Origin of the sequence: Terriglobus sp. TAA 43 (assembly GCF_000800015.1) — a bacterium.
GTDB lineage: Bacteria > Acidobacteriota > Terriglobia > Terriglobales > Acidobacteriaceae > Terriglobus.
In genome coordinates, this window is sequence record NZ_JUGR01000001.1 from 247843 (window position 1) to 264899 (window position 17057).

Genomic DNA, 17057 nt, shown 5'->3' on the forward strand with positions numbered 1-17057 from the left:
ATGATTTGGCAGTCTTTAGGCAGGAGGGCGTACCGTCCAGAGTGCTGGCTGACGCATCGGAAACGTTCGCAGCAGCTCCGGCTTCTTCGGTTCTGGTGGCAGGCGCTTCCACAACGCAATGTACTCAGAACGGCTGTACGCACGCCCTGCGAGCAGAAGGCTTGGCTGGCGCACGGGCCAGTCCGTGAAATGTTCCGCGTCCGATGGAAATTTCCAAGCGCCACGGTTAAGTAGCACCGGAAACAGGTATGCCGCGGCCGACCGCATGCCACGGCCATCCTGCAGGTTGTAGTCCCACAGGCGATCTAATGGAGACGAAACAGCCTCGCACGTCATCGAAAGGCAATCCAGCGTGAAGATGGATGCGGCGTACGCGTCGGGCCGGTGCAGTTCGATAGGGAACTGACCGTCGAAATTCATCTCGCGCAACAGCTTGTCGCGGAAGCGATGCAGGCAATCCAGTTGCAGCGCGCCGTTGCGTGTGAATCGAGCCATCTCCGCCGCTTGCAGCGTCCAGCAGATGGCGGTGCGGTCCTTCATCTCACGCGCAATAAATCCCGGCTTGCTTTCGTTCATCCAGGTAGTGAAGTCGGTGAACCATTTGCGCAGCGCGGCGGCATCTTCCTCAGTTGCCGCACCGTTGTAAGCGCATAGAAACGACGCGCAACGCGCAGTTTCCGCAAGCATCACGGTATCTTCGATCCCGCGAAAACTGCCATCCATGGAAGGCGGAATGCAGGCTGCGTGGTCCAGATTTGGCTCCATGCGAGTATCGGTGTCGATGAACCATGCTCGCAAATGATTTAAGGCGTGCTGCGCATACTTCGTTTCTGAAGTGAGCCGCCACGCCGCCACGCACGCGGCAACCGCCCCATTCATCCGCACAAGAGCATCGCGATGTTGCGAAAACGCCGCAGGATTGGAGTACCCCGGGCGATGTTCAAAGTGACCGCCCTCTGTCGCGAACCACTCCGTGTCCTCTGAAAAATACAAGCCCGGACTCGCCAGCTTTTTCGGAGCAGGTACTTCGGTAATCGTCTGCGGTGTCAACTTAAGGGCTTCCGCTGCGGCGGCAAGAATGTTGTCGCGATCGTATTCCGCGACATTGAAATGAAGATTCTCCGCCACCTGGCCCCGTCCTTCCATGGAAAACATGCAGCCAACAGCAGCCATTCCGGAAAGGAACGTACGGCGTGAAAGCGCCATGCGGGAGCGGGGAAGCATCGTGCCGAAGAGCCTATCACCTTCGTGCGACTGAAGGGCGGTAACGCGTCTTTCCAAGTCGCTTACACGTCTCAATTTCAAAGCCTTGCGGTCAAATGAGGGTGTGCAAGCATCCCCTATGCCGCCTCTGCTAGCATCGTTCCAACCGTCTTTGCAGGAGTGGGCAGACCAGCCCTATGCCGTTCATCACGCCGCAGGAAAACGCAAGCGAACCCGTGCCGGCGGAGGCAGCGGAAAAGCTCGAAAAAGTCAGTGAAGCACCTGGCGAACGCGAGCTTTGGCCCGATCCGGTGGAGGGCGGCTCTGCGGCACAATTTATGGAGCTGCTGCGTTACCTGACGCAGACAGACGTCCATACCTACGCCTTCTCTGTCGCTGCCAACGTGATCCTGTCGCTGTTCCCATTTATCGTTCTGCTGCTCACCCTATCGCGCAATGTTTTTCATTCGCAGCAGATGGCGAACGTCGTCAGCGAGCTGATGCACAGCTACCTGCCGACCGGGCAGGACTTCGTAATGCGCAACATGAATCTGCTGGCCCACCCCCACAAGGGCGTGCAGGTCTTTTCAGTGATCATGCTGTTCATCAGCAGCACCGGCGTATTTCTGCCACTGGAAGTGGCGTTGAACAACGTATGGCGCGCCCCCAAAAACCGCAGTTATCTTCACAACCAGCTTGTTTCGCTGGGACTGGCGATCTCTGTTGGTCTTCTCGCCATGTTTTCCGTGGCTATGTCTACGGCGCAGAAGTCGGTGCTGGGTTTCATCTTCTTTGGCCACACCGACAACGTGTTTTACACTGCGCTATCCAATGGATTTCTCAGCGTTGTGGCCACCATCAGTTCCATTGGTATCTTTTCCCTGATTTACTGGATTCTGCCCAACCGCAAGATTCCAGCAATGGCGGTATTGCCCACGGCCGTAGTGACGGGTCTGCTTTGGGAGGGGGCGAAATATCTATATATCTTCACCCTGCCTCACCTCGATCTTGAGAATGTCTACGGGCCGTTTTACATCTCTGTGGGCCTTATGCTCTGGGCGTTTCTGAGTGGGTTGCTTCTGCTGGCAGGAGCGCATTTCTCTGCGACACGGCATGCGATGCGCATGACTGCTCTGCAGGCACGGAAGGAGCCCTAAGGCATGCCGCTGATCCTTCGCCCGCGCCAGCAGAACAACGTGTCGGACCCGCTCTATGCCACTAGGAGCACGCCTCTATCTGCCGAGGTCTCGCATTTTCCTTTGTATCTACGCATCCTCTGGGGCATAACCGCCGGGCTGATCGCCTTGGCATTTGTTCCGGGGACGCTGGGCGAGCAGACGTTCTTTCTTCGTTGGGGTGTATTGGCGGTCGCGCTCATCGTGACGGTGCCCTATCTGTATCGGGCAACAAAACATGGTCTGCTGTGGCGGCTGAGAAACAAGCTGATTCTCACTTACCTGCTGATCGGCCTTACGCCCGTTGTACTGTTCTTCACACTGGTCTTCCTCTCTGCCTATACGGCAGCAGGGCAGTTCGCAGTCCATCTGGCATCGCAACATTTGCAGCTTCAGTTGGACAACATGGGCACCAGCGACGCGGGCTTCGCATTTTCCCTCGCGCGGCGCGTGGAGGATGGCGCCACGGCTGCCGATTTGGCACAGGGGGGAAGAGACGATAGCCGCCCTCCGGCCAGTGTGCGTCGCACCGGATCACCGCCACAATCGGCCGGGCTACCCGCAGGGGCTACATCGCCTCAGTCGGCGCGTCCTCCGGGTTTCCGACAGCGGTCGGTTTATCTAGATGATCAAGAGATCGAGTTGCGCGACTTCATGGGCAATGCGCATAGTCCCATGCGCATCTCGTCATGGATTAAACAGCGCCGTGGCGGACAACTCAAAGTCTTCGCGGAAGACGGTGGCGTGTTGTACATGTCAGTGGTGGACCGCGTGGCATCGAGCAACGGTCACATGATTACTGTGATCGGAACCATGCCGGTCACGCAGCCCTTACTCGCGAACGTGGCCAAGGGATTGGGCGTGGTGACGTTGCTTCCTGGAGTCGTGGAAGATACCGCGTCGGGCAGTGTACGTTCCAATGCAAAACAACAACGCCTTTCCGGCGGTACGAGGCCGACTTCCGTAAACCTGTTCGACTACCAGGTGGTCTTCCGTTCGCGTCTCCCAGTCCTGAACTGGGAGACCGGAGACATACGCCCAGTGCCGCTCGTCGTCACTTCGCGGCCGTCGGTGCTGTTTCAGCAACTCTTCGGTGCGGGCCTGACCAGTTCCATTACGGATGCGGTTCGGTTCTCGTTTATTGCCATCTGCATGATCTTCGCGTTTTTGGAGATTTTTGCGTTCTACGTTGCCATGCGTCTGACGCGCTCTATGACCAGCTCGGTGGAAGACCTGTATGGAGCGACACTTTCCATTGATAGCGGCGATCTTTCTCATCGCATCCATGTGCAACAGGACGATCAGCTAGCGGATCTGGGACGGTCCTTTAATCGAATGGCTTGGTCACTGGGCCGGCTGATTGAAGAGCAGAAGGAAAAGGAGCGCATGCAGAGTGAACTCAGCATTGCGCATGAAGTGCAGGCGAACCTCTTCCCGCATTCGCTTTCCGGTATCCCATCGCTGCAACTTCACGGTCTCAGCCGACCGGCCCGTACTGTTTCCGGTGATTACTACGACTTTCTGATCTTCCATGACGACCCATATCAGCCAAAGAAAGTTACAGGCATGGGGCTCGCGCTTGGCGACATCAGCGGCAAGGGAATCTCTGCCGCATTGCTGATGTCAACACTCCACGCAGCTGTGCGCGCTTACCGCTTTGCAAGCGAGGAGCTGTTTTCCGAGGAGGCACGAAGCGTCACACATCAGGAGTCTCTGGAATGCGGCGAGTTATTTGAATCACCTGCGCGCATCCTGGCCCTCCTCAATCGCCATCTCTACCGCTCCACCCAGCCGGAAAAGTACGCGACGCTCTTCCTGTCGCACTATGACGATCGCAGCGGACGCCTCACGTATTCGAACGCTGGACAGCTTCCGCCGTTTGTCATGAAGCCAGACGGTAGCGTGCGTGCACTCGACAAGGGTGGGACAGTGGTGGGCCTGATGGATGGAATGCGCTACGAGCAGGAGACGGTCCAGTTAGAAAGCGGCGACCTGCTCATTGCTTATTCCGACGGTGTAACTGAACCGGAAAATGATTTCGGTGAGTTTGGCGAAGACCGCCTGTTGGACGTCGTACGTGCCAATCGAAATCAGCCGTTGGAAGTTATCTCCACGGAAGTGATGGCTGCGCTTGACGCGTGGATTGGTGGCGCGGAGCAACCTGACGACATCACACTCGTACTCGCTCGCAAGGTCTAGAAGGGCACCGCTTCCGCCGTGCCCTAGTAAATGAGGCAGATTAGCTTCCAGTGATCGAAACGGGGGGCTGTGCCAATGTGGGATCGCCCTTCGCCTGCATGACAATCGTGCTTGTCGGAAGTCCCAGCGGAATACCTTCCTTCTCAAACGCCAGCAGAACTCGGCGTCGCAGCGCACGCAGAATCGGATCTTTCTGATTTGCTTTCACACGAATGTTCACGGGGTAAACGACTTCGCGCCCGTTGATCTTGTCTACGCCCAGGATGTCCGGATCGGCAATCGCAACATTCTGAAAGGTGGCATCTTTTCGCACTTCCATTGCAACGGACTTCAGAACGGCCATCACTCGATCCGGGTCGGCTGATGCATCTACCGAGACGTTCAGTGTTGCGACCGAATATTGGCGTGTCAGATTCGAAACCGTTGCAATCTGAGAATTCGGAATGAAGTTCAGCGTGCCGTCTCCCGACCGCAACGTCGTGGAGCGAAGCGTCAGATCCTCCACAGTTCCGGTGAGTCCGGCGATTGTGACCACATCGCCAACGTTGAACTGGTCTTCAATGAGGATGAAGACGCCATTCAACATGTCCTTGAACATGCTTTGGGCGCCAAAAGAAATTCCAAGGCCGACCACACCGGCGGAAGCCAGCAGAGGTTTGAGGTCAATGTTGAATAACTGCAGAATCTGCAGCAGGGCAATGAAGCCGATCAGCCCGTAGCAGGTGGCGCGAAGGATTGCCGCCATCGTCCGCAATTGCGATGCTCGCTGTGTTCCGGGATATGCGTCGGCAATCCGGCGCATGCGCTTCACAAAAAAGGCAACGATGTACTGAAGCACAAAAGCCATCAACAGGATGACGATCAGCTTCGGCACGTCATAACGAACGAAGTCCAACACGTCGTCGTGCCAGCTCTGTCCCAGATCGTGGAATGTTTCGGGAGGGTGGCCCTCGCCCGGTTGCTTGGTCGCAGCGACCAGGAGAAGAGCGAAAAGAGGCATCATGCTCAAAATGTCCTTCTTGCGGCAGAAGCCGCCGGGGGTACAATCAGGCCAAAACCAGCAGTCCTGATCTCTTAAGGATGGCGCAGGCACTCCCGCGCTGCAACCCATCCGCATATCCACACGAGAGGTTTCCCATGACGAAAACCGTACGGCTGTTACTTCTCGCATCCTTTGTGACTCTGCCGGCTGCCGCCCAGAGCAGTTCGCCCAACCCCTCCCCGACAAGTGGTGGCCGGGTTCCCTCGGGGGATTCTTCATCCGATATTCACATGCCCCTCGGCACCGCCAGCGACTCGGACACCGGAATCGATCCTGCCTTGATTCGTCGTCGTGAAGAAGCTCGCAAACTGGACCGAAAGAAGCGTATGGTGGACAACGCCAATCGGCTGCTGGCGCTGACGCAACAGCTTCGAGCCGATCTTCAGGGGCGTGAAGCAACTCCGGAAGATCAGAAACGACTCGATGAGATTGCCCGGCTGGCCCGACAGGTGAAGGACCAGATGCGCAACTGATATGGGCCTCTGGGGGACCGCATGACGACGAAGATGTGCGCCGTTACGGACCATTGTGTGGATGGTGTGGGATGTTGAAGTACGTTCGTTTCGCGGCGATTGCCGCGGGGGTACTTATCGCAGTTCCCATGAACTCTGCCCGCGCGCAGAACATGGAAAGTGCCGCAGTGAAAAAGATGGTGAACTCACAGGCGCAGATGGCCGCAGCGGATCGCCAGAAAAAAATGCTTGCAGATGCCGATGAACTTCTGGCGAAGGCGCAGCTATTGAAAGCCGCAGTGGATCAAACCCGCAGGGATGAACTCTCCATAGACGTCATCCGGCAGGCAGATGAGATTGAAAAACTGGCCAAGTCTGTAAAAGACCGTATGCGCCAGTAAGCATTACGGTTTGTAAGCCAGTGCAGTGGATGCATTGACCACTCCATACGGCATGGTTGCCGTTGGCACGGCAGATGCACGAATCGCTGCAATGATCGTGGCGGCGCTCCAATCCGGATGGGCCGCCTTTACCAGTGCCACCACACCCGCCACCAGCGGCGCGGAGGCGCTGGTGCCAATGGCCTGCATGTATCCAATGTGTCCAAGGTTGAAGCAGCCAAACGAACGTCCGTTGGTCCCGGGCAAACCGTCGGATGTGTTCGGAATACCGGTAGAACATGCTCCGCGGACCCATCCCGAAACAGCATAGTTACCGCCCTGCGGATAGCTACCACCGGGTGCTGCAACAGCGTTCAAAGGAGCGCCATAATTGCTGTAATACGCCAAGGTCACCAACCCGGGCGCGCACCCGTCGCCCGCTGTCAGGTCTTCCGCACAATCGGGATTTGTTGAAGCGACCGCAGCCAATACATCGCGCGATTGCGCCGGATAAGACACATAACGTGCATTGGCTAAGTTGAACGCATCATTGCCTGCCGCAGCCACCAGCACAGCACCAGCATCGCTTGCGGCATGGGTTACACGATCGAAACTCGCCTTCAATCCTGCCGCGTCACCGCTATACAAATCGAGCGTGATGGCCATGCTGAGCACGATGACGTCTGCCTTTTGCGCAATCGCATCGTCAATGCCCTGGAGCACCCAGGACAACATTCCGGAAGGCTGCCCATTCGTGCATTGTTCCGCTGTCGTTGACCCGGTGCCCGGCATCCGCTGCAACACTTTCACATTCAGGAGAGATGCACCCGGAGCGACGCCCACGGTCAATCCCGTCGCACTTCCGGCTGCGCCCGCAGCCAGCGATGCCACCCAGGTTCCATGCCCACTCTGGTCCTGTGGCGAACCATCATCGCAGGCGCTGGGCTGCTGCGTCTGATCCACGTCACTCATGTTCAGTAGCAGATTCGGCGCGATGTCTGGGTGCGTACGATCCACGCCGCTGTCCAATACTGCGATACGCACGCCCTTGCCCGTGGATGTAGCCCAAGGACCAGCCTCCGGACCACCGGCGATGCCACCGCCATAACCGCCTACCACGCGCACAGCCCATCCTTGCGGTGAGTTGGTGTAGAAGGCGTCCGGCCCGTCCGACGGCATGGCCAGCGTGGGGGCAGATGAGTGAACTGACGGTGCATTCATCTGGTTCGCATCCATCGTGCGCATCTTCAACTGGCTTGCCGTGACTGAGCGATCTTCCACGACATACTCAACGTTTGGATCTCTTCGCAAAGTTGCTTCCGAGGCTGCAGTACCGCTTACGACAGCCGCTCCAAAGCGGGCGTGCTTGCGCAGCATTCGTCCACCGGCACGTTGTGCCATGTTGTCGGCGTCTGCTGGTATCGTGCCGTCTCGATAGACCACCAGCATCTTGCGCTGCGCCGTTGCGGCCAGTGGGGAAGTCGTCTGTGCGGCTACCGTTGGAGAAAGCCAAGTGGCCAGCATCAAGGTCATCAGGGCAGAGGGGATCGCCCGGCGCAAACCGGTTCTTACGGACATGGTGCCTCGCTGTTCAGGGTCAAAATGCTGTGTATGGAACAGCCACGGCCGTTCCACATTGCGACACTGCCCTTATCGGCCAACGATTTCCACGCTTGAGCGCGCGTCGCCCAACAGCAGTACAATCAACAGGGAACGTTGTGCCTCGCGCCGGCGATCCGCTGATTCCAGCAGGTAAGGATGGCAGGCCGGAAAGCGATGGCAACACGCGCGAACGCACCACAGAAGACTTCACAGAGCGCACTCGGATCGCTCTCGCCGGAACAACTGATTCACTTCTTCCGCCTGATGTACCTTTCGCGGAAGACAGATGATCGCGAAATCTTGCTCAAACGCCAGCAGAAGATCTTCTTCCAGATCTCCTGCGCCGGCCACGAAGCGCTCCTCGTCGCCGCGGGACTTTCGCTAAAGCCGCGCTACGACTGGTTCTTCCCCTACTATCGTGATCGCGCATTCGCCCTTGCCGTCGGCCAGACGGTAAAGGATCAACTTCTGCAGGCAGTGGGAGCGGACGATCCCGGCAGCGGAGGACGCCAGATGCCTTCGCACTGGACCTCCAAGGAACTGCGACTTATGTCGCCTTCTTCCGCGACGGCCACGCAGCTTCTCCACGCCGTCGGTTGCGCGGAGGCAGGCCGCTATTTCACCCACCATCCGGAAGCTGCAAAAGGGAACTACGGCCCCGGCGACTACCGCGCTTTCAAGGACGTTGATTTCCATAAAGACGAAGTGGTGTACACCTCGGTAGGTGAGGGGTCCACTTCGCAGGGCGAATTTTGGGAGGCTCTGAACACAGCCTCCAACGCGAAACTTCCCGTGCTCTTCGTCGTGGAAGACAATGGCTACGCCATCTCCACGCCAGTCGAAGCGAACACGCCCGGCGGCAACATCTCGCGCCTCGTCGCGAACTTTCCCAACTTTCACTTCGCGGAGATTGACGGCACAGATCCCATCGCCAGCTATGAGGCGATGCAGGAAGCGGTCGCATACTGCCGCAGCGGCAAAGGCCCAGCGTTTGTTCACGGCCATGTGATCCGTCCGTACTCGCACGCGCTCTCTGACGACGAGCGCTGGTACCGTCATTCATCGGAACTGGAAGCCGACGCTCTCCGCGATCCCATTCTGAAAACTGAGGCGTTGCTGCTGCGCGAAAACATTCTTACGGAAGAGCAGCTTCAGAAGCTCAAGACAGAAGTGGACGACGAAGTCCGTCAGGCGGCAGACGAAGCACTCGCAGCGGCGCTTCCCACCGTCGCCGGCATCACGAAGCATGTGTATTCGGAAGACCTGGACCCCACGGACAGCATCTTCTCCACCGAACTGAACCCGGTTGACAAGGTCGATCACACTATCGCCGATCTCATTAACTGCACTCTGCGCGACGAGATGGAGCGCGACGATCGGATTGTCATCTTCGGTGAGGATGTGGCAGATGCCACACGAGACGAATATCTCAAATCCGGCGAGATCAAAGGTAAGGGCGGTGTCTTCAAGATCACCGCTGGCCTGCAGACTCAGTTCGGTTCGGATCGCGTTTTCAACTCTCCGCTTGCCGAAGCAAACATTGTAGGGCGCGCTATTGGCATGGCCGCACGTGGTCTAAAGCCGGTCGTCGAAATTCAGTTCTTCGATTACATCTGGCCCGCCGTACACCAGATGCGCAATGAGCTATCGAACTTCCGGTGGCGCTCAAACGGCAACCACTCTGCGCCGTTAGTCATCCGCGTTCCCATTGGGGGCTACCTCACGGGTGGTTCCATTTATCACTCGCAATCAGGCGAGAGCATCTTCACGCACACGCCGGGCATTCGAGTTGTTATGCCATCGTCCGCGCAGGATTTTGCGGGTCTGTTGCGCACCGCTATCCGTTGCGATGACCCGGTTCTGTTTCTGGAGCACAAGCGTCTTTACCGTGAAGCCTATGGCCGCGGCCCGAACCCCGGCCCGGAATACATGATTCCGTTTGGCAAGGCGAAGACCGTGAAACCCGGTTCAGACCTTACTGTCGTCACCTACGGTGCAGTGGTGCCGCGCGCCTTGCAGGCGGCCCAAAAGCTGGAACGCGAGAAGGGAATCTCGGCGGAGATCATCGACCTCCGTTCGCTCTCGCCCTATGACTTTGAAACCATCGCTGAAAGCGTCCGCAAGACCAATCGTGTCATCATCGCGCATGAAGACATGCGTAGCTGGGGTTTCGGTGCGGAACTCGCCGCACGCATCAGTGACGAACTCTTCCACGACCTCGACGCACCGGTGCGTCGCGTAGCGGGCATGGATACTTTCGTGGCCTACCAGCCGATTCTGGAAGATGCAATTCTGCCGCAGCCCGAACACATCTACACCGCAATGGTCGATCTGGCAGCTTTCTAACTCCTCGAAAGTAGAAACAAGCCGTCCCGAGTAACGCTCAGGGACGGCTTGTTTTTTTGCTCGTTGAAGATTTGCGCGCGGCTGTTGCCTTCTTTGCAGGTCTCGCTGCCTTTTTGACGACGGCTTTCTTCGTCTTTGATTTACTCTCGGCTTGCACAGGAGACTTCTCTGCCACCGGCTTAGTCTTTGCAGCAGTAGGGGATGTGGGAGACATGGGGTCAGGCCAAGGCAGAGCCGCCAGTTCCATCAAGCGTTCCTGCGCATTTACAGGACGTGCGCCCACTGGAGGCCGTGTATAGCTGCCGTCCTCCTGCAGAAAACGCGATTTCACGTTATCCGCGAGATAGGTTTCAAGAATCTCATGCCGCAGGCGCTTCTTCAAATCAGGCTGCGTGACAGGATAGATCGCTTCGCATCGCTCAAACAGGTTGCGGGGCATCCAGTCTGCAGAGCCGCAGTAAACCTCAGTGTGATCAGCCGCACTTCCGTCTTCTACCTTGCTGCCATTCTGAAACCAGTAGATGCGGCTATGTTCCAGGAAGCGCCCAACGATGGAGCGCACTCGGATACTTTCGCTCAATTTACGCACGCCGGGACGCAGCGCACACATGCCTCGGACGATGAGGTCAATCTCCACACCAGCCTGTGATGCGGCATACAACGCTCGGACGGTGTTGCCATCCAGCAGAGCATTCATCTTCGCGATGATGCGCGCAGGACGCCCTGCGCGTGCGTGCTGTGCCTCTCGTTCGATCAGGTGCAGAATATCCGTGGCAAGCGTAACGGGTGCCACCAGCAGCGGGCGGAAGGTCTCATTCTGCGCATCGGCAGTCAGGTAGTTGAACACCTTCTGCACCGCAGACGTGACTGCTTCATTCGCTGTTAGCAGGCTGACGTCGGTATAAAAACGAGCCGTAATCGAGTTGTAATTGCCCGTGCCCAGGTGTCCATAGCGACGCGTAACGCCATCCGGATCGCGACGCACAAGCAGCGCGAGCTTCGCGTGTGTCTTCAGGCCAACGATGCCGTGAAACACCTGCACGCCCGCGTCTTCCAGCGTGCGTGCCCAGCGGATGTTAGAGTCTTCATCGAACCGCGCCATCAACTCCACCACCACCGTCACGTCCGTGGTCTGCGCCGCGTCCAGCAAGGCCTGGAAGAGTGGTGAATCGCGCGATGTACGATACAGCGTCTGCTTGATGGAGATCACGCATTCGTCTTCTGCTCCGGCCTCGATAAATTTCTCCACGGTGCGGAAAGAATCGAACGGATGGTGCAGCAGGATGTCACGATTTCGAATGGTGTCGAAGAGACAGCCAGGCCGTCCGTCCGCTAAAGGCGGCGGTGCGAATTCTCGTCCGGCAAAGCGAGGAAATTTTAAGTCAGAGCGATCGACGGCGCTGTAGAGTTCCATCAGTCGCGTGAGGTTGACCGGATCGTCAACACGGAAGACCTGCCAGCGATCCAGCTCGAAGTTCACGCGAAGCTGGTCGATCAACTCCTCATCTGCTCCGGCCGAAATTTCCAGTCGCACCACATCGCCTTTGCGGCGATTATGAAGTTCCGCGCGCACACTCTCCAGCAGTGAACGTGATTCTTCTTCCTGCAGATAGAGATTGCTGTTGCGCGTTACACGGAAGGGCGACCGCGCAAGAATTTCGTATCCGGGAAACAGCCGCTGCATGCGCTCCTCAATCAACTCATGCAGGAAGAGAAAACGATACGTTCCATCCGCGGAAGGCAGGCGGATCAGCCGAGGCAGTGTGCGTGGCACTGTTACCACGCCCAGGGTGCTTCCTCCAAGCGGACGTTTATCGCGTTTGCTGCCTTTGCGTCGAAGCAGCAGGCCAATGCAGAGCGCCTTGTTCAGCACGCGTGGAAACGGGTGCGTCGGATCAATGGTGACTGGTGTCAACAATGGATCGACTTCGCGTTCGTAAAACTCGGCCGCGTGGCGCAGAGCTTCATTGTCCAGTTGCTTCCAGGAAAGAATGTCGATGCCCGCTTTACGCAATGAGGGCAACATGTCGCGTGTCCAGCCGGAATATTGTTCCCTGCTGAAGCGGTGCAGGTGATCCGCAAGCTGATCCAGCCGTTCCTGCTCTGTCAGTCCGTCATCGTCATCACCGGACGGCTGCTGATAGCCGTCTTCAATACGCTGCAGAATACCGGCTACACGCACTTCGATGAACTCATCCAGATTGGAAGCGGTAATCGCGAGAAACTTCACACGCTCCAGCAGGGGATTGCTGGTGTCCTGCGCCTCTTCCAGAACGCGGCTGTTGAACCGTAACCAGGACTCGTCGCGATTGAAGAAAAAATGGCGCGGCTGGCTGGAAGAAGACGTTTCGCGTCCGCTGCTGGCAGCAGACTTTCCTTTGCGTGACGATGTTGGCATGTTTCTCTTCTGTTGGATGCGGTTGTGCAGCGCAAGGCTATCAGAGATATGTGAACGAACCCGGAATATCACCTATCGTCCAACCAGAATGCGTGTTTCAGAGTCTATAGAAGAAACGCTCACACGTTTCGTTAGAGGGAGTGGCAAGATGATGCGACAGACAGGATTTGCAGTGCTGGCTTTGGGCGTGGTGGTTTCCGCGGGCAGTCTGATGGCGCAGACCGCCAAGCAGGATATGAAAGACGCTGGTCACGACACGGCGAAGGCCACCAAGAACACCGGGCACGCCATTGCCAAAGGAACTGAAACCGGCTACGACAAAACCAAGGAAGGCACCGTGAAGGCCGCCGATGCCACCGCTCACGGCACCAAGGTCGCTGCGCATAAAACAAAAGAAGGCACAGTGGATGCCGCTCATGCTACTGCGCACGGCACAAAAGTAGCGGCTGAGAAGACCAAGGAAGGCACTGTGAAGGCTGCGGATGCCACCGCACATGGCACCAAGGTCGCCGCTCATAAAACCAAGGTCGGCACAGAAAAGATGGCCGATAAGGTCGACGGGCACTAGACCTCATTCAAATACAAAAAGCGGGGATGCATTAGCATCCCCGCTTTTCTGTCTATACCCTTGCTACGTCGTCGAAGGCTTGGCAAGAAACAGCGGAACGCTGATGCCGATGAGCGAAATCCAGAACAGGTCGGCTCCAAAAAGATGCAGCACCTGGATCCATGTCGGCGCCAGCATCAGCACATCGGCAACGCCAATCAACATCTGCAGAGCGAGATTCGCAAAGAGCAGATTCGCCGCGAGGCCAGCGTTGTTCTGCTTCAGTCGTTTTGCTAACGACAACGTTGCGGCAACGATCAACAGCGAGGCTGCGGGATGTATCCAGCGCATACGAATGAGCAGCGGCGAATCAGCTGCAAAATCAGCCGCAATAGCCGCATGAAGCGAATGCGACGGGAAGATCGTGTCGGCCAGCGCTGCCACCGATCCCGCTGCACCCGTAATAAGAACAGCAACAATCGTCAGCAGCGAGGCCTGTCGCAAGGGCTTGTTATAGGCAGAGGCCTTCAGATTTCCCAACAAGACAGCTACGGTAGTCGTAGCTGCCAACAGGATCATCGTGTTGGTGAAGTGGATGGACTGCACGAAAACACGCATGTTTGACGTGTTGTTTTCAACGTAATGCCCCAGCACCAGAACCGCGCCCAGCAGTGCTTCCAAGATCAGAAAAGCGAGCGACCATAGCGCCGCCTTACGTGCCGGATGTTGCTTTGGCGTAGCCAGGAAAGTCCACCCAGCCAACACAAAGAACATGGTTCCCGATATGCCGGTCAGTGACCGGTGCATGAACTCAATGATCGTGGCCAGCCGCTGGAAGTGCGGGAGCACCTCGCCATTGCACAGCGGCCAGTGAGCGCCACAGCCCGCGCCGGAAGAGGTGGCGCGAACCACCGCACCCTGCAAAACCACCACAACAAAGAGCGCAAGCGTGGCCCACGCCCACAGGCGCACTCCTTTCAGAGAACGTGTCTGGCTGGGCGTGGCAACGGCGGTATTCATATTTCGTTTCCCTAACTAACTTCAGGTTATCCGGCTGCGAGCTCTTTCGCGCGTTGCGTCGCACGCTTCACTGCCTTGATCAGAGTGACGCGAAGACCGCCTTCTTCCAGTTCAAGAATGCCGTCCACCGTGCAGCCTGCCGGAGTGGTGACCGCGTCCTTCAACAGTGCAGGGTGATAGCCGGTTTCAAGCACCATCCGCGCGGAACCAAAAGTCGTCTGCGCCGCAAGCTGTGTTGCAATATCCCGTGGCAGACCGACATTCACACCAGCCTCGGCCAGCGCCTCAATGATGATGTAAATGAACGCTGGACCAGAACCCGAAAGCCCCGTAACAGCATCCATGTGCTTCTCATCCACCACCACGGTGCGACCCACAGTGCCGAAGATGCGCTGCGCAATGCCGAGCTGATCCTCCGACACAAAGCGTCCGCGGCATAGCGCCGTAATGCCGGCACCCAACATCGCCGGAGTATTCGGCATGGAACGCACCACGGGCATCTCGATGCTAGCGGCATCTTCAATCGCCGAGGTCTTCACCGACGCTGCGAACGACACGAGCATCTTCTGCGGCGTGAGTACCGGTCGAATCTGCTCAATCAGCGCGGGCACCTGGATTGGCTTCACGCCAAGCAGAATCACGTCTGCCTGCTTCGCCGCCTCCACGTTGTCCGTGGTCACTTCCACGCTGTACTGCGCAGAAAGCGCATGGGCGCGCTCCGGGTGGGCAACGGTCGCAATGATCTGTTCGGCATGCAATAGGTTGTTCTTCAGGAAGGCCTGCAGAAGAATGCCGCCCATTTTGCCGGTTCCCAGGATTGCCACCTTGATACCGGGCATCGCTGCGGGGGGCAGTGTGTTTTCGTATTCCAGTTCTGTGCTCATGCTCTTCTTATCGCCGCTCTTGGATAGTGTCTAAGAAATTTCTGTTCTCTTAAGAGTAACGCCAGCCGGTAAATGCCGGCTGGCGTTTGTGTGCGGTGATCGTTGCCGGGTTATTTCTGATCTGCAAAAGAGCTTTCCGGATACCATTCCGGTCTCGGCCCATTGGCGACGCGGGTCGTCAGCTGTCCAAGCACCACGGTGAACTGTGCAGCAGCAGCCTTATCAACAGGTTGTTGCAGATCATCGCTCGGCTTGTGGTAGCGAGTCTTCACCCAATCCATGAAAATCTTCTGCTCAGGCGAATCGGGCGTCCAGCCAAACTTGAATGCCAGCGCCGGAATGCCCTGCTTCACGAAATTCACCTGGTCCGAGCGGACAAAGCGGTTCTCGTCCGGCTGCTTGTCGAACTGAACTTCAACGTCGTTCAACTGGAACGCGGCACGGGCATCGTTACCCAGGGTGCTTTCGCCAAGGCCCTGTACTTCAATGAAGCGGAGGGGGAACAGGGGCAGATACATGTCCATGTTCAGATCAGCGACAACATCCTTCTTGGGGACGGTGGGCTTACTCGCGAAGTACGCAGAACCAAGTTCGCCCAGCTCCTCACCCGCTAGCGTAATGAACAAGATTGATCGCTTCGGATGCGGATACTTCGCCATCAGCTTCGCACATTCAATCACTGAAGCTGAGCCGGAAGCGTTGTCCATCGCGCCGTTGTACAGGCTATCGCCATTGACAGGACGACCAATGCCAAGGTGGTCCAGATGCGCGCTGACAACAACATATTCCTTCTTTAGCTTGGCGTCAGAACCTTCCAGCAGGCCAATCACGTTGGACATGTGAACCGCCGCAGCCTTGCTGATCGTCGTCTTCGCTTCAAGCGTGCCGGGCAATGCGAAATGCGGCAACGTCTCGCCAGCGTTGGCCAGCTTGCGAAGTTCTTCATAGCTATGACCGCTGCCTCCGAAGAGCTTGTCACCGGCGTTGTAGGCAATGGTGGCGCTCACCTGCAACCCCTTCATGCTGTTCAGAGCGGGATCTTCAAACAGAAGGCGTGCGCCACCCGCGCGGGCGGGGCCATTGGCATTGTTCTGCGGCGGAGCAAGTGCCAGCGAGATCATGCCCACTGCACCGGCTGCGGCAAGCTGTTTCCACCGCTGATCGTTGCTGCGAGCATAGGCACGCTGAGGCCCCTGCAGGTTGATCGGAGGCGCATTAAAGAAGACAACAACCTTGCCCTTTACATCTGTTCCAGCAAAATCGTCGATGTGCTTCTTCGGAATGCGAAGGCCGTAGCCAATGAAGACCATTGGCGAGTTCGAAACTGAGGTGTTCTCCATGCCGGGAGCCAGCGTCGCATCGGAGCCGATAGGGAAGTCAATGGTCTTGCCGCTGGCGTTGATGCGGAAGAACGAGGCAGCTGTGTCAATCGACGTGGGCACAAGCGCAAATGACTGCTGATAGCCGTTGGTGCCCGCAGGTTTTAAGCCAATAGCTTTGAACTGTTCTTCGACATACGCCACTGCCTTTTCATACCCCGGAGTTCCGGCGCGACGGCCTTCCAGCTTGTCATCCGCCAGGTACGAAACGTGCGCCCACCAGGCATTCGCAGGGCCGGACCAGTCCTTGCGCTCATTCAGCAGTGGAATCTGCGCAGAAGCTGCAAGCGAGGCGAACGAAAAGCAGAGCAGCGTAGCGGCGAGTCGCGATAGACGACGCATGGGCAGAGAACTCCTGCGGAAATTGGGTATTAGTGGCTCCATAGTAACTCGCTCAAGGGATTTTCGTTGAAGCCGATGAGGAAGGTAA

General features: G+C 57.4%; 13 protein-coding genes. 6 read left to right on the top strand and 7 right to left on the bottom strand.

Annotated features, from left to right (window positions below; genetic code table 11):
* Positions 1–15 precede the first annotated feature (15 nt).
* Positions 16–1128 carry an alginate lyase family protein gene (locus M504_RS01025; RefSeq protein WP_232296112.1) on the bottom strand — a complete coding sequence of 371 codons (1113 nt, stop codon included), beginning with the start codon at positions 1126–1128 and terminating at the stop codon, positions 16–18.
* Between the two features lie 272 nt (positions 1129–1400).
* Here M504_RS01025 and M504_RS01030 point away from each other — a divergent pair, with 272 nt between their 5' ends.
* Positions 1401–2360, top strand: coding sequence for a YihY/virulence factor BrkB family protein (locus M504_RS01030; RefSeq protein WP_047486935.1), 960 nt, complete (start codon positions 1401–1403; stop codon positions 2358–2360).
* A 3-nt stretch (positions 2361–2363) separates the two neighbouring features.
* A complete protein-coding gene (locus M504_RS01035; protein ID WP_047486940.1) occupies positions 2364–4577 on the top strand; it encodes a PP2C family protein-serine/threonine phosphatase in 2214 nt (737 codons plus the stop codon).
* Positions 4578–4617: 40 nt separating this feature from the next.
* On the opposite strand, the gene M504_RS01040 is transcribed toward M504_RS01035, so the two are convergent.
* Positions 4618–5580 (bottom strand): mechanosensitive ion channel family protein, encoded by a 963-nt coding sequence (locus M504_RS01040; protein WP_232296113.1) that lies wholly within the window; start codon positions 5578–5580, stop codon positions 4618–4620.
* 134 nt (positions 5581–5714) lie between these two features.
* Here M504_RS01040 and M504_RS22245 point away from each other — a divergent pair, with 134 nt between their 5' ends.
* Complete coding sequence (locus M504_RS22245; RefSeq protein WP_198137498.1) at positions 5715–6092, top strand: hypothetical protein; 378 nt, start codon at positions 5715–5717, stop codon at positions 6090–6092.
* Between the two features lie 71 nt (positions 6093–6163).
* Positions 6164–6472, top strand: coding sequence for a hypothetical protein (locus M504_RS22250; protein WP_047486945.1), 309 nt, complete (start codon positions 6164–6166; stop codon positions 6470–6472).
* Positions 6473–6475: 3 nt separating this feature from the next.
* On the opposite strand, the gene M504_RS01055 is transcribed toward M504_RS22250, so the two are convergent.
* Positions 6476–8029, bottom strand: a complete 1554-nt coding sequence (locus M504_RS01055; RefSeq protein WP_047492957.1) for a S8 family serine peptidase — start codon at positions 8027–8029, stop codon at positions 6476–6478.
* A gap of 198 nt (positions 8030–8227) precedes the next feature.
* Between M504_RS01055 and M504_RS01060 the strand changes: the two genes are divergently transcribed.
* Positions 8228–10399, top strand: a complete 2172-nt coding sequence (locus M504_RS01060) for a thiamine pyrophosphate-dependent enzyme (protein WP_047492960.1) — start codon at positions 8228–8230, stop codon at positions 10397–10399.
* Positions 10400–10436: 37 nt separating this feature from the next.
* Here the strand turns inward: M504_RS01060 and ppk1 are convergent, their stop codons facing one another.
* Entirely contained in the window at positions 10437–12797 is a 2361-nt protein-coding gene (gene ppk1 / locus M504_RS01065) for a polyphosphate kinase 1 (RefSeq protein ID WP_052200168.1), read from the bottom strand.
* A 148-nt stretch (positions 12798–12945) separates the two neighbouring features.
* Between ppk1 and M504_RS20990 the strand changes: the two genes are divergently transcribed.
* Positions 12946–13365, top strand: a complete 420-nt coding sequence (locus M504_RS20990) for a hypothetical protein (protein WP_052200169.1) — start codon at positions 12946–12948, stop codon at positions 13363–13365.
* Positions 13366–13428: 63 nt separating this feature from the next.
* Here M504_RS20990 and M504_RS01075 read toward each other — a convergent pair whose 3' ends face one another.
* From M504_RS01075 to M504_RS01085, 3 genes are all read right to left on the bottom strand, one after another.
* The gene (locus M504_RS01075) at positions 13429–14364 is read right to left on the bottom strand and encodes a heme A synthase (protein WP_047486948.1); all 936 of its coding nucleotides are present in this window, start codon (positions 14362–14364) and stop codon (positions 13429–13431) included.
* 26 nt (positions 14365–14390) lie between these two features.
* Positions 14391–15248, bottom strand: coding sequence for a pyrroline-5-carboxylate reductase (gene proC / locus M504_RS01080; protein WP_052200170.1), 858 nt, complete (start codon positions 15246–15248; stop codon positions 14391–14393).
* A 110-nt stretch (positions 15249–15358) separates the two neighbouring features.
* Entirely contained in the window at positions 15359–16969 is a 1611-nt protein-coding gene (locus tag M504_RS01085; RefSeq protein ID WP_047486950.1) for a M28 family peptidase, read from the bottom strand.
* Positions 16970–17057: the final 88 nt, after the last annotated feature.